Origin of the sequence: Streptomyces sp. NPDC018000 (assembly GCF_044328025.1) — a bacterium.
Classification (GTDB): Bacteria; Actinomycetota; Actinomycetes; order Streptomycetales; family Streptomycetaceae; genus Streptomyces.
Window position 1 is genome coordinate 396,597 of sequence record NZ_JBIRGM010000001.1, and the last position, 20,433, is coordinate 417,029.

The window sequence follows — 20,433 nt, forward strand, 5'->3', positions numbered from 1 at the left end:
TTCAGGCCCCCGTCCCCGCCCCCAGTGTCTGCGTCGCCTGCGGCCTGGCCTTCGTCTCCGAGGTGCACAGATATCCACGCGGCGCGTAGTTCCCCGGCCCGCCCAGTATCACCGTGCCGTGCGAAGCGAGCGCCTCGCTCTCCGCGTACGTACACACGATCTGTGCCAGAGCCTCGGACGGCAGGTCCTCCGGCTGCTCGCTGAGCCGCAGCGTGCCCTGCGGGTCGCCGCTGCGGGCCGCGCTGATCCGCAGGTTCGCCGGGACGGTCGTGGAGAACCCGGCCTGCCGCTCATCGACGTCCGGCTCCTGCTCCAGCTCGTCCAGGAGCGCCTGCGCGATCCGGACCGGGTCCGACTTCGTGTCGCCGACCTGCACCGTACGGTCCACCGTGACCAGCTGCGAGGAGCAGACCAGATAGATCTGTACGGGGATGCCCTGGAGGGCCTGGGTGGCGACGTTCTCCGCGGACATCGAGCACGGCACCTGGGACGGTGCGGCCCCGGCGTCCACCGGCACGGTGGTGGTCCTGATCCCGCAGCCCGCGGTCAGCAAGGCCGTGATCACGGCACCGGCCAGCGCCACGGCCGAACGGTGTGCCCGGAGGTTGCTGCTCATCACGTCGCGTCGCCCTTCTCGTTCTGGACCTCCGCGTCGCGATCTCCGGCGGAACGGGTGAGCGGCTCGGCGTCGCGCGGCAGCCGCAGTACGAACACCGCGCCGTCGCCGTCCGGTGAGTTCGTGGCCGCGATGTCACCGCCGTGGATGTGTGCGTTCTCCATGGCGATCGACAGACCGAGACCACTGCCCTCGGAGCGCGGGCGGGAGGCGCTGGCCTTGTAGAACCGGTCGAAGACATGCGGAAGGACGTCCTCGGGGATGCCGGGGCCGTGGTCGCGGACCCCGATGACGAGTTCGTCGCCCTCGGTCCTCACCGCGACCCGTACCGGCGAACCGCCGTGCTTGAGCGCGTTGCCGATCAGATTCGCCAGGATCACATCGAGCCGGCGCGGGTCGAGGCGGACCATCATGCCGCGCTCGGCGTCCAGATCCACCGCGTCCAGCCAGGCACGGGCGTCGATGCAGGCGGTGACCTGGTCGGCGACATCGACCGTGTCGAGGACGAGCCGGGCCGTACCCGCGTCGAAGCGGGTGACCTCCATCAGGTTCTCGACCAGGTTGTTGAGGCGCCGGGTCTCGCTCACCACGAGATGCACCGCGGGCGCGATCATCGGGTCCAGGCTGTCCGCCTCGTCCTCCAGCACCTCGGTGACGGCGGTCAACGCGGTGAGCGGGGTGCGCAGTTCGTGGGACATGTCGGCGACGAACCGCCGGCTCGCCTCTTCCCGCGCGCTCATGTCCGCGACCTTCTTCTCCAGTGAACTCGCGGTCCTGTTGAACGTACGGGAGAGGTCGGCGAGTTCATCGGTTCCGGACACCGCGAGACGGGTGTCGAGCTTGCCCTCGCCGAGCTTGCGCGCGGCGTCACCGAGCCGCTGCACGGGCCGCAGCACGGTCGTCGCGGCGGCCTGCGCGAGCAGTGCCGAGCCGATCAGGGCGAGCCCGGTGGCGATCCCCAGCGACCAGGCGAGGGAGTTCAGATCCTGCCGCTCCTGCTCGAGCGACTTCAGCATGTAGCCGGTCGGGCCACCGCCGATGATCTTCGTGCCGCCCACCAGATACGGCGTACCGCGGATGCTGACCCGCTGCCAGAACAGGTGGTACTCGTACTTGTTGCCCGCCTCCACCCGCTGCTTCTTGTTGACCGCCTTCTGCAGCGACAGCGGCACGTTGTCGAGCGTGAAGATGTCCAGATCGGAGTTGCCGACGATCGGCTTGCCGGTGTCGCGCTCGTCGACCAGCAGCACGCTGTAGCCCGGCGAGCTGCTCGCCATCTGCACGGCGGCGTTCTGCAGATCGTCCTTGGTGGGACGCGGTGGCAGCGAGGCGGCCCGGTTCTGCATCTCCTGGCGGAAGTCCCCGAGCGCGGCGTCCTGGGTACGTGTCAGTACGGCCTCGCGGTTCAGCCAGTACGCGATCCCCGAGGCGGACACCGCGGCGGTCAGCGCCACCAGCGCGAACACGACGACGAGACGCAGTCGCAGACTGGTCCAGCGAAGCCCGTGGAGCAGGCTCCGTTCGGCGGTATCGCTCACTGAGGCGAGTCCAGCCGGTAGCCCACACCTCGAACGGTGCGGATCAGGGTCGGCGAGGACGGTACGTCCTCCACCTTGGCGCGCAGCCGCTGTACACAGGCGTCCACGAGCCGGGAGTCACCGAGGTAGTCGTGTTCCCAGACCAGTCGCAGCAGCTGCTGCCGCGACAGGGCCTGGCCCGGCCGGCGGCTCAGCTCCAGCAGGAGCCGCAACTCGGTCGGTGTGAGCTGCAGATCATCGCCGTTCTTGGTCACGGTCATCGCGGAGCGGTCGATCACCACGTTCCCGAAGGACGCGGAGTCGGTGGACTCGCGCTCACCGCGGCGCAGCACCGCCCGGATACGGGCGTCGAGCACCCGGCCCTGCACGGGCTTCACTACATAGTCGTCGGCACCGGACTCAAGTCCGACCACGACGTCGATGTCGTCGCTGCGCGCGGTCAGCAGAATGATCGGCAGCTGGTCGGTGCGCCGGATGCGCCGGCACACCTCGAAACCGTCGATGCCGGGCAGCATCACATCCAGCACGATCAGATCCGGCCGCTGCTCACGCAGCAGTTTCAGGCCGTCCTCTCCCGTCGCCGCGGTGGCCACACGGTGGCCCTGGCGTGACAGCGAGAGTTCGAGGGCCGTGCGGATGGCGTCGTCGTCCTCGATCAGCAACAGGAAAGGCACGCTGGTCATTCTGGCCCATGGTGGAGCCCCGGTTCGACAGTTGGCGCGACTCATACATCCGGCACACCGGCGACGCGCCGACGACAGGCCCTGTGACAGGGCTGTGACAGTCGGGGGACAGTGCGATGAAACTGCCCCGGCAAGCTCATTGGCACAAGGAACGGACGGACTCCACCGATGGGGGGCGCGAGATGAACGCAACTCACAGCACCACCGCTAGCGCGGTTGCCACGCGTCTCCACGATGTCGGCCGGAGCACCGAGAGGTCCGGGGCCGCGATCGTGCGGGGGTGCGTTCGTGGCGCCGGGCGTCAGCACACGTCGTACATGACGGTGGTTGACGCGCTCGGGGGGGCCAACGGGGGAAGCAACGGGGGGAACGGCGGGGGAAGCAACGGGGGAGTTGCGTACGGGGAGGCCATGGGGGAGCGGAAGTCCCCGGCGCAGGCCGACGACGCCGAAACGGCGTTCACGGCCTACGTCCGGGAGCGCCGCGCCTCCTTGTACGCAACCGCCTACCACCTGACCGGAGACCGGTTCGAGGCCGAGGATCTGCTGCAGAGCGCCCTCTTCTCGACGTACCGGGCGTGGGACCGGATCAGCGACAAGGCGGCGGTCGGTGGCTATCTGCGCCGCACCATGACCAATCTGCACATCAGCGCCTGGCGCAGGCGCAAGCTCAACGAGTACCCGACCGAGGAGCTGCCGGAGACGGCGGGCGACACGGACGCGATGCGCGGCACGGAACTGCGCGCCGTGCTCTGGCAGGCGCTGGCGCGGCTGCCAGAACTCCAGCGCACGATGCTGGTCCTGCGCTACTACGAGGGCCGCACCGACCCGGAGATCGCGGCCATCCTCGACATCAGTGTCGGCACGGTGAAGTCCAGCATCTGGCGGTCGCTCCGCCGGCTGCGCGAGGACGAGGTCCTCAGCTTCGGCCGTGACCAGGAGGAGTCCTTCGGCGAGCTGGTGGCCTGAGGGAACGGGGGGTACGGGGGAGAGCAGGGCCGCTGCTTCGGGGGAGGCGGCGGTGCACGGGGGGTGCTGCGGGGTCGGACGGGCCGGGGGGTCCGGTCCGGCCCCGCAGCATTCCCCTACTCCGGGACCGGCGCTCCCACCGGCGCCCGTCGGTATCGCCCGGCCGCCGCCGCGGCCAGCCGTCCCAGTGCCTCCTCCTTGCCGCACGGATACGCGCCCAGTGCCGTCTGCCGGGCCACGATGCGTCGTTCGGCCCGCATCAGCCTCCACCCTCGCCGCAGCAGGAACGGCACCGTCTTCCGTCCCTCCCGGAGATCCCGTAGCAGCCGACGGCGGAACGTCGTCGTCGGACGGCCGCGCAGGCACAGCGCGTCGGCCAGCACGCCCAGTTCCTGGCACCGTTCGACTATGTCCGCCGCGAAGATTCCCTCGGCCACGAACAGCGGTGTGCGCTCGATGTGGAAGGCCTCCCGGTCGACCCGGGAGCTCGTGGCGATGTCGTACACCGGGACGTCCGTACGCCCCGTGCGGCACAGTTCCACGATCGCGGCGACCGCCGCATCGGCGTCCCAGGACTGCGCGGAGTCCCAGTCGATGTCCGTGCTGCCGGGGACGAGCGGCAGGGTGGGGTCGTCGCCCTCCTTGTAGAAGTCGTCCAGGCGCAGCACCGGCAGGTCTGTGCGGGCGGCGAGGGAGGACTTGCCGGAGCCGGAAGGTCCCGCGAGCAACACGACGCGGGTCGGGATCGGTTGGGAATTCACAGGACACGAGTGTGCGGCATCGACCCGCACAGGGGATCCCCCGGAGGCCGTGGTGGTATCGAGCATCACACCTCAACTACTCTGTGCACCCGGTTGATTACTCGATCGGCTCGATGTGCGTGGCAGGAGCGGTGCACGGCTGACGCGGACACGGCCCGCCCCTCCGGGGATTCCGGAGGGGCGAGCCGTCGTCACGCGGTCAGTACGTCCTCACATGGGTCAGTACGAGGACCCCGAGGCGCCCAGCGCGCCCGTCGGGTGCCAGACCGTCTTCGTCTCCAGGAAGGCGGTCAGGCGGTGGGTGCCGGGATCGGCCGACCAGTCGAACGCGCCGTCGCCGTCGCCGCGGAGAACCCGCTTCAGGTTGTCCGCCGCCGCGATCTCCAGCTCCTTCGCCAGAGCGGCGTCCGCGCCCGTGAGGTCGATGGCATTCACGTCCTGGTGGGACGCGAGCGGTGCCGCGATCTCCGCCGTCCTCCCGGACAGGATGTTCACCACGCCGCCCGGCAGGTCGGAGGTGGCCAGCACCTCGCCCAGGGACAGCGCCGGCAGCGGGGCGTCGGCGGACGCGATGACGACCGCCGTGTTGCCGGTCGCGATGACCGGGGCGATCACCGAGACCAGGCCCAGGAACGACGACTCCTGGGGTGCCAGGACCGCGACCACACCGGTCGGTTCGGGCGTGGACAGGTTGAAGAAGGGGCCCGCGACCGGGTTGGCCCCGCCCACGACCTGGCCGATCTTGTCGGTCCAGCCCGCGTACCAGACCCAGCGGTCGATCGCGGCGTCCACGACGGCCGCCGCCTTCGACTTCGACAGGCCCTCGGCGTCCGCCACTTCCCGTACGAACTGGTTCTTGCGGCCCTCCAGCATCTCCGCGATGCGGTAGAGGATCTGGCCGCGGTTGTACGCTGTCGCGCCCGACCAGCCGCCGAACGCCTTGCGGGCGGCCACGACCGCGTCACGCGCGTCCTTGCGGGAGGACTGGGGGGCGTTCGCCAGCCACTTGCCCTTGCCCGCCGCGTCAGCGGCTGATGTCTTTGCCGTCACCTCGTACACCCGGCCGCTCTCGGAGCGGGGGAACTTGCCCCCGACGTACAGCTTGTAGGTCTTGAAGACGGTCAGTCGGCTGTCAGACATCGAGGTAGGCCTCCAGACCGTGACGGCCGCCTTCGCGGCCGAAGCCCGACTCCTTGTAGCCGCCGAACGGCGAGGTCGGGTCGAACTTGTTGAACGTGTTGGCCCAGACGACGCCCGCCCGGAGCTTGTTCGCCACCGCGAGGATGCGGGAGCCCTTCTCCGTCCAGATGCCTGCCGAGAGGCCGTACTGGCTGTTGTTGGCCTTGGCTACGGCCTCGTCGGGCGTACGGAACGACAGCACCGACAGCACCGGGCCGAAGATCTCGTCGCGGGCGATGGTGTGCGCCTGGGTGACGTTCGTGAACAGCGTCGGGGCGAACCAGTAGCCGGAGGAGGGGAGTTCGCAGGGGGCGGACCAGCGTTCGGCGCCCTCCGCCTCGCCCGTCTCGACGAGCGCGGTGATCCGGGCGAGCTGCTCCGCGGAGTTGATCGCGCCGATGTCGGTGTTCTTGTCCAGCGGGTCGCCGAGCCGGAGCGTGGACAGCCGGCGCTTCAGGGCGTCCAGCAGCTCGTCCTGGATCGACTCCTGTACGAGCAGGCGCGAGCCCGCGCAGCAGACCTGGCCCTGGTTGAAGAAGATGCCGGTGACGATGCCCTCGACGGCCTGGTCGATCGGGGCGTCGTCGAAGACGATGTTGGCTCCCTTGCCGCCCAGTTCCAGGGTGACCTTCTTGTCCGTACCGGCGACCTGGCGGGCGATGGCCTTGCCGACCGCGGTCGAGCCGGTGAAGGCGACCTTGTCGACGTCCCGGTGCTCGACGAGGGCGGCGCCCGCGTCCCCGTACCCGGTCAGGATGTTCACGACACCCTTCGGCAGGCCCGCCTGGCGGCAGATGTCCGCGAAGAAGAGTGCGGAGAGCGGGGTCGTCTCGGCGGGCTTGAGGACCACCGTGTTGCCGGTGGCGAGCGCCGGGGCGATCTTCCAGGCCAGCATCAGCAGCGGGAAGTTCCACGGGATGATCTGGCCCGCGACGCCGAGGGGGCGCGGGTTCGCGCCGTAGCCGGCGTGGTCCAGCTTGTCGGCCCAGCCCGCGTAGTAGAAGAAGTGCGCCGCGACCAGGGGGAGATCCGCGTCGCGTGTCTCCTTGATCGGCTTGCCGTTGTCGAGGGTTTCGAGAACGGCGAGCTCGCGGCTGCGCTCCTGAATGATCCGGGCGATCCGGAACAGGTACTTGGCGCGCTCGGAGCCCGGCAGCGCCGACCACTTCTCGAACGCCTTGCGAGCCGCCTTCACGGCCCGGTCGACGTCCGCGGCGCCGGCCTGCGCGACCTCGGAGAGCGCCTCTTCACTGCTCGGAGAGACCGTCTTGAAGACCTTGCCGTCGGCCGCGTCGGTGAACTCACCGTCGATGAACAGGCCGTACGAGGGTGCGATGTCGACGACTGAGCGCGACTCGGGGGCGGGGGCGTAATCGAATGCAGATGCCATGGGGATCAGTCCACCGTCACGTAATCGGGGCCGGAGTAACGGCCGGTGCTGAGCTTCTGACGCTGCATCAGCAGATCGTTCAGCAGGCTGGAGGCACCGAAGCGGAACCAGTGGTTGTCCAGCCAGTCCTCGCCCGCGGTCTCGTTCACCAGCACCAGGAACTTGATCGCGTCCTTGGACGTACGGATGCCGCCGGCCGGCTTCACACCGATCTGTACGCCGGTCTGCGCCCGGAAGTCGCGCACGGCCTCCAGCATCAGCAGGGTGTTCGCGGGTGTGGCGTTGGTGGCGACCTTGCCGGTCGACGTCTTGATGAAGTCGGCGCCCGCCAGCATGCCGAGCCAGGAGGCGCGGCGGATGTTGTCGTACGTGGACAGCTCGCCGGTCTCGAAGATCACCTTCAGCCGGGCGGAGCCGCACTCCGCCTTCACGGCGAGGATCTCCTCGTACACCTTGAGGTACCGGCCGGAGAGGAAGGCGCCCCGGTCGATCACCATGTCGATCTCATCGGCCCCGGCGGCCACGGCGTCGCGGACATCCGCGAGCTTGACGTCGAGCGCGGCGCGGCCGGCGGGGAAGGCCGTCGCGACGGATGCCACCTTCACGCCGGAACCGGCCAGCGCGGCGACGGCGGTCGCCGCCATGTCGGGGTAGACGCAGACCGCCGCGGTGCGCGGGGTCGTGCGGTCGGTCGGGTCGGGATTGACGGCCTTCGCGGCGAGAGCCCGGACCTTGCCCGGGGTGTCCGCGCCTTCCAGCGTCGTCAGGTCGATCATCGAGATGGCCAGGTCGATGGCGTACGCCTTGGCCGTCGTCTTGATCGAACGGGTTCCGAGGGATGCGGCGCGCGCTTCGAGGCCGACGGCGTCGACGCCGGGCAGCCCGTGCAGGAAGCGGCGCAGCGCACCGTCGGACGCGGTCGCGTCGGAGAATGTGGTGGTGGGCATGGTCACCAGACGAGCATATCTACGCGCGTAGCGACCTGTACAGGGGGCCTGTCCGTCCGTGCGTCGCACAGTACCGGGGCCGCCACCCCTTCGCCCCCTTGCACACGTCAGGCAGAATCGGGCCCATGACGAGCCCCACACCGCCCGCCGAGCCGACCTACGCCGACCGGACCTTCCGGTCGCCCGCCGGGATCGCCGGGGGTGTCCTGCTGCTTCTCCTCACCTGCTGGATCGGCGGGGACGCCGTGTTCCGGGGCGAGGGCCGGGTTCCGTGGCTGGCGCTGGCCGGGCTGCTGACCGTGGTGCCGATCGTCATCGCGTTCACGCTGCGGCCCGTCGTCCTCGCCAATGAGCAGCGCATCGAGATCCGTAACCCGTTCCGGACGATCACCATGCCGTGGACGGCGGTCGCGGATCTGCGGGCCGGGTATTCGAGCGAGCTGTTCACCGAGGGCGGCGCCAAGTACCAGCTGTGGGCGGTACCGGTGTCGCTGCGGCAGCGGAAGAAGGCGGCCCGGCAGCAGTCCCGGCGTTCGCTGGACGACCCGTACGACCGCACTTCCGTGCATGCGGACGTCCGTGACGCCAAGGCCCGGATGGCGACGGCCGACCAGACCATGGCGGACCTGCGGGAGTTGGCGGAGCGGGCGAAGGCGGGGGCGGGGAAGTCCGCCGAATCTTCGGCGACTTCGGCGTCCTCGGCATCTTCGGTCTCCGTGCGCTGGGCGTACGAGGTGATCGCACCGGCCGTGGTGGGTGCGGTGCTGCTGGCGGTGCTGTCCGCGACCGGCTGAGAGGCTGTCGGGCGACCGCCCGATCAGAGGTCACCCGACAGTCTCTGAGGCGGGCCGGGAGTACCGGCCCGCGGCCGCGGACGTCCGAGGGGAAGCCCCGGCGCCGCCCCCCGCCTACCCCTCGGCGACCGGCCGGTAGGTGCATACGTTGACCCCCGTGCCGCTGGTGACTGTCGAGACCAGCTCGAGCGCGCGCAGCGCGCCGTCGTCGGGGAAGATCGACTTACCGCCGCCGAGGAGCACCGGCATGATCACGAGCCGGAGCTCGTCGACCAGGCCCTCGCCGAGCAGAGCACGTACGAGCGTGGGGCTCCCCATGACCAGCAGATCGCCGCCCTCGGACGCGCGCATCTCCCGGATGCGGGCCATGGCCTTGCCGCCGGGGATGCGCGTGGTGTTGTCCCAGGACAGCTCAAAGTCGCCCAGGGTGTCGGACACGACGTACTTCGGGATGGCATTCATCCGGTCGGCGAACGGGTCGTTTCCGGCCCGCTCGGGCCACGCCGCGGCCATCGTCTGCCATGTGCGGCGCCCGAACAGCAGCGCCTCGGCCTTGGACAGCGCATCGTCGAGGGCGCCGCCCACCACCTCCGGGTCGAAGAACGCGTGCGACCAGCCACCGTGGACAAAGCCGCCGTCGATGTCCTCGTCGGGTCCGCCCGGCGCCTGTACGACGCCGTCCAAGCTCATGAACTCACTGATCACGATGCGCATGGGACTCGCTCCTCTTTCTCACTCCGGGTGTACGGCAGTGACTCCTCCCCCTCATGGATGAGGGGGCTTCTCGCTATACCGGTGCGGCTTCGCGACGGACCAGCCCGGCCCGTAGAGGCACCGCCGAGAGGTGTTGCGGGGGTCCACGGCGATCACTTCCCGTCCGGCGCTTTCAGCCTTGGCGGTGAGGATCGTCAGGAACACCCCCCATCCGGCATCTGAGATCGAACGGTTCAGCCCGGCCTTCGCGGCGGCCCCGTTGGGCAGGAAGCTGCCTGGCTGCTCGGGGTCCGGCTTGGGGGCGGGAGCGTTGCTCATGTTGCGGATCTTGAGGTCCTCATGCGCGATGAAGTTGTGTTCGCGTACGAGGTCAAGCGCTGTCTTGTGTGCGTGGTCGAGCCGCTGGCGTCGGACCTTGCGATGCAGCGTGGCGACCCTCTCGACCGCCCGGCGGTGATTCTTTGTGCGCTTGTCCCGGCGGACGCGGGGGAACCGGGCAAGTGCCTGTTGCGCAGCCTTCAGCTTCGCGGCGGCCTTCCGGCTGTGGCGCGGGCTGGGGACGTGCTCGCCGTTGGACGTGGTGAGGAATGACGCGATGCCCATGTCGATGCCGGTCACGGACCCGGTTGCCGGCAGCGGCTCGGGCTGCGCCTGCTCGACGGTCAGGATGACGTACCAGCGCTTGCCCTCGCGCTTGACGGAGACGGTCTTGACCTTGCCGACCACGGGCCGGTGCTGGTTGACCTTGACGTTCCCGACACCTTGGAAGCGGACGCGGGTGACGGGGTCGTACGGGGTCGCATCCCAGCGGCATCCGTCGCCGTCCTTGGGAAAGTCCACCGTGTCGAACCAGTTGACCCCACGGAAGCGCGGATAGCCCGGCGTCTCGCCGGCCTTGGCCCTCCGGAAGAACGCGGCGAACGCCTTGTCGAGACGACGAAGCGTCGCCTGCTGGGAGGAGAAGGACCAGCGGCCCTGACGCTCAGGGTCGAAGGCCCGGATGTCCTTGAGCTGCGCTGACTGCTGCCCGTACTTGACGCTCGTCTTCGAAATGTGCCTGTAGGCGTCACGGCGTTCCTGCAACGCGCCGTTGTAGAGCGAGCAGTGATCACGCAGCATCTCTCCGAGCGCGACCTGCTGGCCCACGGTGGGCCGCATGAGGAACTTGTACGCACAGATCACCCAGCCCACCCCCCCTTCGGTTGAGTTCGCTTGATCTTAATTGCGCTGCATCTTCCTGGCGAAGGCCGCCTGGCTGCCGGAGTCCCAGCGGGCCAGGAGGCGGGCGACATTGTTCGCGGAGGGGATCAGCATCAGCTGCAGGAAAACGCTCCGGAACTCATGGGGGTCGGCCCGCAGCACCGCGCGGCGCCGCGCGGTCTGCTGCACCGAAGGGCGTCGCAACGCGCTGGGTAACCTCCCGGTATGAAGATCATGCTGGTGGGCCTTGCGGCTGGGGTGGGCTTCGGGGCGGCGACCTCGCTCGTCAACGCGCTTTCGTCGCCGTATGCGGAGCTGGGTGAGCCGCTCACGGGCACTGTCTGGGCCAGTGCCGCCAAAGTGCTGAGCCTGCTGTTGGACGCAGGCTGGGCTTGGGCAGCGCTGGCGGTGGCGGTGGGCTGGCTGGCCGGGGAACGGGTCCGAGGCGCGCTGGTCGGGGCCCTGGCGCTGTTCGCGGCCACGGGGGCGTACTACGTGACGGACGCCTTCGTCGCGGGGGCCGAAACGGATATGGTCAGGTGGTGGGCGGCCGGTCTGCCGCTCGGGCTGATCCTGGGTGCGGTGGGTGCAGCCATCAGGCAACCTGGAGTGACCGGCCTGCTCGCGGCGTTGACGGTTCCGGTGGGTGCTGCCGTGCAGATGGTAGTGCTGCCGCCCCGACCGCACCTCACCGTGACCCCGACAATGGTTCTCGCCGAGGTCATGGTCTGGACGGCCGCTGTGCTCGGTGCCGGCTGGGCTGTCCACCGTTACTGGGCCGCGAGGCGTCCGGCCGCGGCCGGATAGCGGAACCGCCAGGGAGTCACTGAGTGTCATGCCGCTGTTGCTCGAACAGTCGCCGGGCGGTGCCGGTCATCGGCTCCCGGACACCGGCCTCACGTGCCTGACACTCCAGTCCAGCCCGGACACCGGCCTCACCTGCCTGACGCGCATGTGAAGCCGATGCCCACGACCGGTCGGTCAGATCCCGGCCGCCGCAGCCAGGTCCCGCTTGATTTCGTCGAGCAGCTCCGCACCCTTCGCTCGGGCCGCCGGCAGCTCGTCCGCCGAGCCGACCGGAACCACGACCTCCAGGTAGCACTTGAGCTTCGGCTCGGTGCCGCTCGGGCGGACGATCACCCGGGCGCCCCGCAGGCGGTAGCGCAGTCCGTCGGTGGGCGGCAGCTGTTCGGTGCCCTCCGACAGGTCCTCGGCCGAGATGACGGCAAGGCCGGCGAGTGCGGTCGGGGGCTGCTCGCGCAACCGCCGCATGGCGTCCGCGATGACCGACAGGTCGTCCACCCGGACCGACAGCTGACCGGTGGCGTGCAGTCCGTGCTCGACCGCGATGTCGTCGAGGAGATCGAGGAGCGTACGCCCCTGCTCCTTGAGCACGGAGGCGAGCTCGGCGACGAGCAGGGCGGCCGTGATGCCGTCCTTGTCGCGTACGCCGTCCGGGTCGACGCAGTAACCGAGCGCCTCCTCGTACCCGTAGCGCAGGCCGTCCACGCGGGCGATCCACTTGAAGCCGGTCAGCGTCTCCTCGTGACCGAGCCCCGCCTGTCCGGCGATCCGGCCGAGCAATGAGGACGACACGATCGACTCGGCGAAGACACCGCTCACACCGCGGGCGACCAGATGGGCGGCGAGCAGCGCGCCGACCTCGTCACCGCTCAGCATCCGCCAGCCGCCGTCGGCGGCGGGGTCCGGGACGGCGACGGCGCAGCGGTCGGCGTCCGGGTCGTTGGCGATGACGAGGTCGGGTTCCGTACGGCGTGCGGTGGCGAAGGCGAGATCCATCGCGCCGGGCTCTTCCGGATTGGGGAAGGCGACGGTGGGGAACGCCGGGTCGGGCTCCGCCTGCTCGGCGACGAGCACGGGCTCCGGGAACCCGGCCCGCGCGAACGCGGCGGTCAGCACGGAGGTGCCGACGCCGTGCATCGCGGTGTACACGGTCCGGGCGGTACGCGGCGATCCGGTGGCGAGCACGGCGTCCGTACGCGCGAGGTAGGCGTCCAGGACCTCCTCGCCGAGGATCTCCCAGCCGTCGTCGGGGCGGGCCACGCCGTCGAGCGGGCCGACCGCGGCGATGGCGGCGGCGATCCCGTCGTCCGCCGGGGGGACGATCTGCGAGCCGTCGCCGAGATAGACCTTGTAGCCGTTGTCGCGCGGCGGATTGTGGCTGGCGGTCACCTCGACGCCCGCGACGGCGCCCAGGTGCCTTATGGCGTACGCCAGCACAGGGGTGGGGAGCGGGCGGGGGAGTACCGCGGCGCGCAGGCCCGCGCCGGTCATCACGGCCGCGGTGTCGCGGGCGAAGTCGGCGGACTTGTAGCGGGCGTCGTACCCGATGACGACGAGCTTGCCGGCCTGCCCCTGGGCCGTGAGATACGCGGCGAGCCCGGCGGCGGCGCGGATGACGACGGTGCGGTTCATCCGCATCGGCCCGGCCCCCAGCTCACCGCGGAGCCCGGCCGTGCCGAACTGCAGCGTGCCGGCGAACCGGGCGGCGAGCTCGTCGAGGTCCTCGGCTGCGATGAGCTTGGCGAGCTCGTCGCGGGTCTCGGGGTCGGGGTCCTCCGCGAGCCACGTCCTGGCCTGCGCGATGAGCTCCTGCTGCACGGTGTCCGCCTTTCTGCGGGCTTTCTGCGGTGGGTGGGGAGTGGAGTGTGGGCGGGGGCCCGGGGGCCAGGCATGTGCGAGCGGGTGGGCCGCTCGGGCTCGATCCCACCCCCCCATGTGCCGGCCGGTCTCAGATCCGCTCGAGCACCTGCGCCAGCAATGCCCCCATCCGCGTAGCGGAATCCCGCCCCGCCTGCAGCACCTCTTCATGGTTGAGCGGCTCCCCGCTCAGTCCCGCCGCCAGGTTCGTGACCAGCGAAATGCCCAGCACCTCGGCCCCCGCCTCCCGTGCGGCGATCGCCTCCAGCACGGTGGACATGCCGACCAGGTCGCCGCCCATGACACGGACCATGTTGATCTCGGCCGGGGTCTCGTAGTGCGGGCCGGGGAACTGCACGTACACACCCTCTTCGAGGGTCTTGTCGACCTCTTTGCACAGCGCGCGCAGCCGCGGCGAGTACAGGTCGGTCAGGTCGACGAAGTTGGCGCCGACGATGGGGGACGCCGCGGTCAGGTTGATGTGGTCGCTGATCAGGACCGGCTGCCCGGGGCGCATGCCCTCGCGCAGGCCGCCGCAGCCGTTCGTCAGAACGACGGTCTTGCAGCCGGCGGCGACGGCGGTACGGACCCCGTGCGCGACGGCGGCGACGCCGCGGCCCTCGTAGAAGTGCGTGCGGCCGAGGAAGACAAGGGCACGCTTCTCGCCGATCCGGTACGAGCGGATCGTGCCGCCGTGCCCCTGCACGGCGGGCGCCGGGAAGCCGGGCAGGTCGGTCACCGGGAACTCGGCCTCCGGAGTGCCGAGCGCATCGCCCGCAGGTGCCCAGCCGGAACCCATCACGAGCGCGACGTCGTGGGTCTCGGCACCGGTCAGCTCGCGCAGGCGGGCGGCGGCGTCGGCGGCGGCGGTGTGCGGGTCGCCCTGGATGTTGTCCGGAATAAGTGATGCGTTCACGCCGATGAGGGTAACCGGTGATTCCCTACGCGCGTAGATGCCCATGCGCAGAGTCTCCACACGCTTCCTCGTGCATTCACACAAAAGCGCTGGTCCGCCGGTCAGCAGGGGCGCTTGCGCAGTTCCATCACATAGTCGTGCGGCGCGCCCGCGGACTCGGCGGCGTCCGCGATCTCGCCCAGATAGCGGGCGGACGGCAGCCCGCCCTCGTACCCGTTCAGCACATACATCCAGGCCGGCTCATCGCCGTCCAGGGTGTGCACACGCACCCGCATCCGCCGGTAGACGTCGAGGCCGACGCCCTCCCACCGGTCCATGGAGTCCTCATCCATCGGCGCCAGGTCGTACAGCGCCACGAAGACCTGGGAACGGGGGGCCTCCACCACCGTGGCGAGCGCGCCTTCCCAGCCCATCTGCTCCCCGCCGAAGGTCAGCCGCCAGCCGTTGAGCCAGCCGGTGCCGCGCAGCGGGGAATGCGGTGCGCGGCGCGTCATCAGCCGCGCGTCGAGGTTGCCGGCGTACGCGGCGTAGAGCGACATGGGGTCGAGGGTACGGGAGGTGGCGGGCGGAACGTCGATTCCTGCGAGGAAGCCCCCTTACGAGGTTTCGGATACCAACAGCGTCCGAGGTTTCGTACGGGGTCCCTCTCACCGTTTGCGAACCCGCCGGGTACGCCCCGGCGCACCTATGGAGGGCCCCGGGGCGAAGCACCTTGCCGCGTGCGGGACAATGAAGTACGTACTGCATTCCCCGGGGCGACCCCCGGACCCCCGGCCGGGGCAGCAGACGGCCGCGGGATGACACACGCGAGGCGGACTTTTCGTGACCCGGATCGTGATCATCGGCGGCGGACCCGGCGGGTACGAGGCGGCATTGGTGGGAGCCCAGCTCGGCGCGGAGGTGACCGTCGTCGACTGCGACGGCCTCGGCGGCGCGTCGGTGCTCACCGACTGCGTGCCCTCGAAGACTCTGATCGCGACGGCAGAGGTGATGACCACCTTCGATTCCTCGTACCAGGAATTGGGCATCATCGTCGCCGACGACACGCCGCACATCGAGCAGGCGGCCCGCGTCGTCGGCGTCGATCTCGGCAAGGTCAACCGACGAGTGAAGCGCCTGGCGCTCGCCCAGTCCCACGACATCACCGCCTCCGTCACCCGTGCGGGGGCGCGCGTGATGCGCGGCCGCGGCCGCCTCGACGGCCTCCAGGCAGCCGACGGCTCCCGCACGGTCGTCGTGACCGCCGCCGACGGCACGGAGGAGACGCTCACCGCCGACGCCGTCCTGATAGCGACCGGTGGCCACCCGAGGGAGATACCGGATGCGCTCCCCGACGGCGAGCGCATTCTGAACTGGACCCAGGTCTACGACCTCGACGAGCTTCCCGAGGAGCTCATCGTGGTCGGCTCCGGCGTGACGGGCGCCGAGTTCGCGGGCGCCTACCAGGCGCTCGGCTCGCGCGTCACCCTCGTCTCGTCCCGCGACCGGGTGCTGCCGGGTGAGGACCCGGACGCGGCCGCCGTCCTGGAGGATGTCTTCCGGCGCCGCGGCATGAACGTCATGGCCCGCTCCCGCGCCCAGGCGGCGAAGCGCGTCGGCGACCGGGTCGAGGTCACCCTCGCCGACGGCCGGGTCATCTCCGGTTCGCACTGCCTCATGGCGGTCGGCGCGATCCCGAACAGTGCGGGCATGGGCCTGGAGGAGGCCGGAGTCAGGCTCAAGGAGTCCGGCCACATCTGGACCGACAAGGTCTCCCGCACCAGCGCCCCCGGCGTGTACGCGGCCGGTGACGTCACCGGGATCTTCGCCCTCGCCTCGGTCGCCGCCATGCAGGGCCGGATAGCGATGTACCACTTCCTCGGTGACGCGGTGGCCCCGCTGAATCTGAAGACGGTCTCCTCGAACGTCTTCACCGACCCCGAGATCGCCACCGTCGGCTACAGCCAGGCCGACGTCGACTCCGGCAAGATCGACGCCCGGGTGGTCAAGCTGCCGCTGCTGCGCAACCCGCGCGCCAAGATGCAGGGCATCCGCGACGGCTTCGTCAAGATCTTCTGCCGGCCCGGCACCGGAATCGTGGTCGGCGGCTGCGTCGTGGCGCCGCGGGCGAGCGAGCTGATCCACCCCATCTCGATCGCGGTCGACAACAACCTGACCGTGGAACAGATCGCAAACGCGTTCACTGTGTATCCGTCTCTGTCGGGGTCGATCGCGGAAGTGGCCCGTCAGTTGCACACCCGTAAGCTCACCGGCGAGGCGTAAGCGCCTGCGGGAATCCGTCAATCCCCGTCAACTCCCGGCAACTCGGGTGACCGTCTGGCGATCAGTACGGAACAACAACGGGGCCGCTTATACCACTTGACGGCCCCTTGTGTGTGCAACTTCTGCTATTCGGTGCAAACCGCTGAAAACACCCGGGCGGTCACGTTACTGTCAGTTCCGTGTTCGCTGCAGAACGTCGTCAGTTAATCCTCGAAATGGTGCGTGCCAACGGGGCTGTATCGCTCCGTGAGCTCGCCCGCGTCGTCCAGACCTCCGAAGTGACCGTACGGCGGGACGTGCGGGCGCTGGAGGCAGAAGGACTCCTCGACCGCCGGCACGGCGGTGCGGTTTTGCCGGGCGGTTTTACGCGGGAGTCCGGCTTTCCGCAGAAATCCCATCTCGCCACCGCCGAGAAGACGGCCATCGCCGACCTGGCCGCCGGTCTCGTCGAAGAGGGCGAGGCCATCGTCGTCGGTGCCGGTACGACCACGCAGGAGCTGGCCCGTCGGCTCGCGCGGATCCCCGGTCTGACCGTCGTCACCAACTCGCTGCTGGTCGCCCAGGCGTTGGCCCATGCCAACCGGGTGGAAGTGGTGATGACCGGTGGCACCCTGCGCGGCTCCAACTACGCCCTGGTGGGCAGCGGGGCCGAGCAGTCCCTCCAGGGGCTGCGGGTCTCGCGGGCGTTCCTCTCCGGGAGCGGGCTCACCGCGGAGCGCGGCCTCTCCACGTCCAACATGCTTTCCGCGAGCGTGGACCGGGCCCTGGTGCAGGCCGCGGCGGAGGTGGTGGTCCTGGCGGACCACACCAAGCTCGGCTCCGACACCATGTTCCAGACGGTGCCGACGGATCTCATCACCCGTCTGGTGACGGACGAACCGCCCGGCCACGACGACCGTGCCGCCACCGAGCTGCAGGCCCTGGCCGACCAGGGGGTGCAGATCGCGGTGGCGGGCGCCGGAAGCGGCCCCGCGCCGGCCGAGACGCTCCCGCCGGGCCGCCAGACCCGCCGGGACATGCCACTGCCCGCGCAGCGCCGTACGCGCGGGGGTGGCCCCGGCGGGCCCGGCCCGCAGCCGCTGCGGAGCGCCGCGACACTGGCGGATCAGGGGCAGGGGGACCGGGCGCGGGTGGCGGATCTGCGGCGCCGGTAGGGAAGGCGGAAGTTCTTTCTCCGTGGCCCCACCCGGGCCACCCCCGCTCCCTCAACCCGCTGCCGCGTTCGGCCCCTTCAGCCCCTGCAGGGTCAGCATCAGCAGGCGCCCCGCCAACTCCGGATCATCCGGCGACTGCTCCGCGGCCAGCGCGATCGCATTCGTCAGCTGCATCAGGTCGTCGATGGACACATCCGCCCGCACGGCCCCGCTCGCTTGCGCCCGCGCCAGCAGCACCGCCCCCGCCTCGCGCAGCGGCACATTGCACTGCGAAAGCGCCGAAGTCTCGTCCCGTGACGTCGATATAAGTGCCTGGGCGATTCCGCGGTACTCACCCGCATGGGTGATGATGGCGCCCAGCCACTCCACCAGGCTCCCGCACGGCTGCTCCGCCCCCGCGAGTTCACGGGAACGGGTGATCAGGGTGGTGAGAGCCTCCTGGAAAACGGCGTTCATCAGCGCGTGCCGGTTCGGGAAGTGCCGGTACAGCGTGCCGATCCCCACGCCCGCATGTCGCGCGATGTCCTCCAGGGACGCATCGGTTCCGTGCTCCGCGAAGGCGGTACGGGCCTCACTCAGCAGCCGGTCGTAATTGCGGCGCGCGTCGGCACGCATGGGCCGGGCCGGCGTCTGTGCCGTGCTCATCGCCATTGCGCAGTCCTCCCTTTTCCGCCCCAGGGTCCAGCATGCCATTGGGCATTCTGCGCATGCCTCCGCATGGTTTCGGAGGTCACCAGTGCCGGTCGCGGCACCAAAAGGCCCCTGCGGAGCCGTACGACTCCGCAGGGGCCCCGGCAGAACGTCGGGTACCGCTCTATCAGTCCTTGATCTCGCAGATCACGGCGCCGGAGGAGACCGAGCTGCCGACCTCGGCGGCGAGTCCCTTGATGGTGCCGGCCCGGTGCGCGTTCAGCGGCTGCTCCATCTTCATGGCCTCCAGGACGACGATGAGATCGCCCTCCTCGACCTGCTGGCCCTCCTCGACGGCGATCTTGACGATGGTGCCCTGCATCGGGGACGCCAGGGTGTCGCCGGAGACCGCCGAGCCGCTCTTCTTCGCCGCGCGGCGCTTGGGCTTGGCGCCCGCCGCGAGGCCGGTACGGGCCAGGCTCATGCCCAGCGACGAGGGCAGCGAGACCTCGAGACGCTTGCCGCCGACCTCGACGACCACGGTCTCGCGGCCGACCTCTTCCTCCGCCTCCACGTCGGCGGTGGCGGTGAAGGGCTTGATGTCATTGACGAACTCGGTCTCGATCCAGCGGGTGTGGATCCGGAACGGGTCGCTGGTGAACGCCGGGTCGGCGACAACCGCACGGTGGAACGGAATGGCGGTGGCCATGCCCTCGACATTGAACTCGGCCAGCGCACGTGCCGCCCGCTGCAGTGCCTGCTCGCGGGTCGCGCCGGTGACGATGAGCTTTGCCAGCAGCGAGTCCCAGGCGGGGCCGATGACGGAACCGGACTCCACGCCCGCGTCGAGGCGGACACCGGGGCCACTCGGCGGGGCGAAGGTGGTCACCGTGCCCGGGGCGGGCAGGAAGCCGCGGCCGGGGTCCTCGCCGTTGATACGGAACTCGAAGGAGTGCCCGCGCACGGCCGGGTCGTCGTAGCCGAGCTCCTCGCCGTCGGCGATGCGGAACATCTCGCGCACGAGGTCGAGGCCGGTGACCTCCTCGGTGACCGGGTGCTCGACCTGGAGGCGGGTGTTGACCTCCAGGAACGAGATCGTGCCGTCCGCGCCGACGAGGAACTCCACGGTGCCGGCACCGACGTAACCGGCCTCCTTGAGGATGGCCTTCGACGCCGCGTACAGCTCCGCGTTCTGCGCCTCGGAGAGGAACGGCGCGGGGGCCTCCTCGACCAGCTTCTGGTGGCGGCGCTGGAGCGAGCAGTCACGGGTGGAGACGACGACGACGTTGCCGTGGCTGTCGGCCAGGCACTGCGTCTCGACGTGGCGCGGCTTGTCGAGGTAGCGCTCCACGAAGCACTCCCCGCGGCCGAACGCCGCAACGGCCTCACGGACCGCGGAGTCGTACAGCTCCGGGATCTCCTCCAGCGTGCGCGCCACCTTCAGACCGCGACCGCCACCACCGAAGGCGGCCTTGATCGCGATCGGCAGCCCGTGCTGCTTCGCGAACGCCACGACCTCGGCGGATCCCTCGACCGGGTCGGGCGTGCCGGCCACCAGCGGGGCACCGGCGCGCTGCGCGATGTGACGGGCGGCGACCTTGTCACCGAGGTCCCGGATGGCCTGCGGCGGCGGGCCGATCCAGGTCAGACCCGCGTCGATGACGGCCTGGGCGAATTCGGCGTTCTCCGACAGGAAGCCGTATCCCGGGTGGATCGCGTCCGCCCCGGAGTCCTTGGCAGCCTGGAGCACCTTGGCCATGTCCAGGTAGCTGGCGGCCGGGGTGTCACCGCCCAGGGCGAATGCCTCGTCGGCCGCACGTACATGCAGAGCGTCGCGGTCCGGGTCGGCGTAGACGGCCACGCTCCCGATCCCGGCATCCCGGCATGCCCGAGCAACACGGACAGCGATTTCGCCACGGTTGGCGATGAGCACCTTGCGCACGATGGCTCCCTCCTTGAAACAAGCTGAGTTTAGGGACTACCGACACGGCCCTACGACCCGTCCCCATTGGTGAGCTTG

General features: G+C 70.1%; 20 protein-coding genes. 5 read left to right on the plus strand and 15 right to left on the minus strand.

Annotation, left to right across the window (positions count from 1 at the left end):
* Position 1: 1 nt before the first annotated feature.
* From ACH4EW_RS01980 to afsQ1, 3 genes are read right to left on the minus strand one after another with little or no spacing between them, the layout of a single operon-like run.
* Complete coding sequence (locus ACH4EW_RS01980) at positions 2–616, minus strand: hypothetical protein (RefSeq protein ID WP_398250105.1); 615 nt, start codon at positions 614–616, stop codon at positions 2–4.
* A complete protein-coding gene (locus ACH4EW_RS01985; protein WP_398250107.1) occupies positions 616–2,154 on the minus strand; it encodes an ATP-binding protein in 1,539 nt (512 codons plus the stop codon). Before ACH4EW_RS01985 ends, ACH4EW_RS01980 begins: the two co-directional genes overlap by 1 nt.
* Complete coding sequence (gene afsQ1 / locus ACH4EW_RS01990; protein WP_398251230.1) at positions 2,151–2,828, minus strand: two-component system response regulator AfsQ1; 678 nt, start codon at positions 2,826–2,828, stop codon at positions 2,151–2,153. Before afsQ1 ends, ACH4EW_RS01985 begins: the two co-directional genes overlap by 4 nt.
* 191 nt (positions 2,829–3,019) lie before the next feature.
* Between afsQ1 and ACH4EW_RS01995 the strand changes: the two genes are divergently transcribed.
* Positions 3,020–3,805 carry a SigE family RNA polymerase sigma factor gene (locus ACH4EW_RS01995; RefSeq protein ID WP_398250109.1) on the plus strand — a complete coding sequence of 262 codons (786 nt, stop codon included), beginning with the start codon at positions 3,020–3,022 and terminating at the stop codon, positions 3,803–3,805.
* 116 nt (positions 3,806–3,921) lie between these two features.
* On the opposite strand, the gene ACH4EW_RS02000 is transcribed toward ACH4EW_RS01995, so the two are convergent.
* From ACH4EW_RS02000 to deoC, 4 genes are all read right to left on the minus strand, one after another.
* Positions 3,922–4,632 carry a uridine kinase gene (locus ACH4EW_RS02000; protein WP_398250111.1) on the minus strand — a complete coding sequence of 237 codons (711 nt, stop codon included), beginning with the start codon at positions 4,630–4,632 and terminating at the stop codon, positions 3,922–3,924.
* A gap of 153 nt (positions 4,633–4,785) precedes the next feature.
* Positions 4,786–5,706 (minus strand): aldehyde dehydrogenase family protein, encoded by a 921-nt coding sequence (locus tag ACH4EW_RS02005; protein WP_398250113.1) that lies wholly within the window; start codon positions 5,704–5,706, stop codon positions 4,786–4,788.
* A complete protein-coding gene (locus ACH4EW_RS02010; protein WP_398250115.1) occupies positions 5,699–7,135 on the minus strand; it encodes an aldehyde dehydrogenase family protein in 1,437 nt (478 codons plus the stop codon). Before ACH4EW_RS02010 ends, ACH4EW_RS02005 begins: the two co-directional genes overlap by 8 nt.
* 5 nt (positions 7,136–7,140) lie before the next feature.
* The gene (gene deoC, locus ACH4EW_RS02015; protein WP_398250117.1) at positions 7,141–8,082 is read right to left on the minus strand and encodes a deoxyribose-phosphate aldolase; all 942 of its coding nucleotides are present in this window, start codon (positions 8,080–8,082) and stop codon (positions 7,141–7,143) included.
* A 125-nt stretch (positions 8,083–8,207) separates the two neighbouring features.
* Here deoC and ACH4EW_RS02020 point away from each other — a divergent pair, with 125 nt between their 5' ends.
* Positions 8,208–8,876, plus strand: coding sequence for a PH domain-containing protein (locus ACH4EW_RS02020; protein ID WP_398250119.1), 669 nt, complete (start codon positions 8,208–8,210; stop codon positions 8,874–8,876).
* Positions 8,877–8,990: 114 nt separating this feature from the next.
* Here ACH4EW_RS02020 and ACH4EW_RS02025 read toward each other — a convergent pair whose 3' ends face one another.
* The 3 genes from ACH4EW_RS02025 to ACH4EW_RS02035 are packed head-to-tail and all read right to left on the minus strand — an operon-like array spanning position 8,991 to position 10,994.
* The gene (locus ACH4EW_RS02025) at positions 8,991–9,590 is read right to left on the minus strand and encodes a dihydrofolate reductase family protein (protein ID WP_398250121.1); all 600 of its coding nucleotides are present in this window, start codon (positions 9,588–9,590) and stop codon (positions 8,991–8,993) included.
* Between the two features lie 51 nt (positions 9,591–9,641).
* Positions 9,642–10,772, minus strand: coding sequence for an RNA-guided endonuclease InsQ/TnpB family protein (locus tag ACH4EW_RS02030; RefSeq protein WP_398250122.1), 1,131 nt, complete (start codon positions 10,770–10,772; stop codon positions 9,642–9,644).
* A 36-nt stretch (positions 10,773–10,808) separates the two neighbouring features.
* Positions 10,809–10,994, minus strand: a complete 186-nt coding sequence (locus ACH4EW_RS02035; protein ID WP_398250124.1) for a hypothetical protein — start codon at positions 10,992–10,994, stop codon at positions 10,809–10,811.
* Between the two features lie 21 nt (positions 10,995–11,015).
* Between ACH4EW_RS02035 and ACH4EW_RS02040 the strand changes: the two genes are divergently transcribed.
* Positions 11,016–11,597, plus strand: a complete 582-nt coding sequence (locus tag ACH4EW_RS02040) for a hypothetical protein (RefSeq protein ID WP_398250126.1) — start codon at positions 11,016–11,018, stop codon at positions 11,595–11,597.
* 174 nt (positions 11,598–11,771) lie between these two features.
* Here ACH4EW_RS02040 and ACH4EW_RS02045 read toward each other — a convergent pair whose 3' ends face one another.
* The 3 genes from ACH4EW_RS02045 to ACH4EW_RS02055 form a co-directional block, all read right to left on the minus strand.
* Positions 11,772–13,412: a phospho-sugar mutase gene (locus ACH4EW_RS02045; RefSeq protein ID WP_398250128.1), complete on the minus strand. Its 1,641-nt coding sequence runs from the start codon at positions 13,410–13,412 to the stop codon at positions 11,772–11,774.
* Positions 13,413–13,542: 130 nt separating this feature from the next.
* Positions 13,543–14,367 (minus strand): purine-nucleoside phosphorylase, encoded by an 825-nt coding sequence (locus ACH4EW_RS02050; RefSeq protein ID WP_398250130.1) that lies wholly within the window; start codon positions 14,365–14,367, stop codon positions 13,543–13,545.
* Positions 14,368–14,468: 101 nt separating this feature from the next.
* Positions 14,469–14,906, minus strand: coding sequence for a gamma-glutamylcyclotransferase (locus ACH4EW_RS02055; protein WP_398250132.1), 438 nt, complete (start codon positions 14,904–14,906; stop codon positions 14,469–14,471).
* A gap of 283 nt (positions 14,907–15,189) precedes the next feature.
* Between ACH4EW_RS02055 and ACH4EW_RS02060 the strand changes: the two genes are divergently transcribed.
* Positions 15,190–16,629, plus strand: coding sequence for an NAD(P)H-quinone dehydrogenase (locus tag ACH4EW_RS02060; protein WP_398250134.1), 1,440 nt, complete (start codon positions 15,190–15,192; stop codon positions 16,627–16,629).
* 179 nt (positions 16,630–16,808) lie between these two features.
* Entirely contained in the window at positions 16,809–17,783 is a 975-nt protein-coding gene (locus ACH4EW_RS02065; RefSeq protein WP_398250136.1) for a DeoR/GlpR family DNA-binding transcription regulator, read from the plus strand.
* Positions 17,784–17,834: 51 nt separating this feature from the next.
* Here the strand turns inward: ACH4EW_RS02065 and ACH4EW_RS02070 are convergent, their stop codons facing one another.
* Positions 17,835–18,434, minus strand: coding sequence for a TetR/AcrR family transcriptional regulator (locus ACH4EW_RS02070; RefSeq protein ID WP_398250137.1), 600 nt, complete (start codon positions 18,432–18,434; stop codon positions 17,835–17,837).
* A gap of 166 nt (positions 18,435–18,600) precedes the next feature.
* On the minus strand, positions 18,601–20,355 hold the full coding sequence (locus ACH4EW_RS02075; protein WP_398250139.1) for an acetyl/propionyl/methylcrotonyl-CoA carboxylase subunit alpha: 1,755 nt from the start codon (positions 20,353–20,355) through the stop codon (positions 18,601–18,603).
* Between the last annotated feature and the right edge of the window lie 78 nt (positions 20,356–20,433).

Excerpts from the sequence above, each read along its gene's own strand:
- ACH4EW_RS01980 (WP_398250105.1), bottom strand. The coding sequence starts at position 616 with ATGAGCAGCAACCTCCGGGCACACCGTTCGGCCGTGGCGCTGGCCGGT.
- ACH4EW_RS01995 (WP_398250109.1), top strand. The coding sequence starts at position 3,020 with ATGAACGCAACTCACAGCACCACCGCTAGCGCGGTTGCCACGCGTCTC.
- ACH4EW_RS02000 (WP_398250111.1), bottom strand. The coding sequence starts at position 4,632 with ATGCTCGATACCACCACGGCCTCCGGGGGATCCCCTGTGCGGGTCGAT.
- ACH4EW_RS02005 (WP_398250113.1), bottom strand. The coding sequence starts at position 5,706 with ATGTCTGACAGCCGACTGACCGTCTTCAAGACCTACAAGCTGTACGTC.
- ACH4EW_RS02010 (WP_398250115.1), bottom strand. The coding sequence starts at position 7,135 with ATGGCATCTGCATTCGATTACGCCCCCGCCCCCGAGTCGCGCTCAGTC.
- deoC (WP_398250117.1), bottom strand. The coding sequence starts at position 8,082 with ATGCCCACCACCACATTCTCCGACGCGACCGCGTCCGACGGTGCGCTG.
- ACH4EW_RS02020 (WP_398250119.1), top strand. The coding sequence starts at position 8,208 with ATGACGAGCCCCACACCGCCCGCCGAGCCGACCTACGCCGACCGGACC.
- ACH4EW_RS02025 (WP_398250121.1), bottom strand. The coding sequence starts at position 9,590 with ATGCGCATCGTGATCAGTGAGTTCATGAGCTTGGACGGCGTCGTACAG.
- ACH4EW_RS02040 (WP_398250126.1), top strand. The coding sequence starts at position 11,016 with ATGAAGATCATGCTGGTGGGCCTTGCGGCTGGGGTGGGCTTCGGGGCG.
- ACH4EW_RS02055 (WP_398250132.1), bottom strand. The coding sequence starts at position 14,906 with ATGTCGCTCTACGCCGCGTACGCCGGCAACCTCGACGCGCGGCTGATG.
- ACH4EW_RS02070 (WP_398250137.1), bottom strand. The coding sequence starts at position 18,434 with ATGGCGATGAGCACGGCACAGACGCCGGCCCGGCCCATGCGTGCCGAC.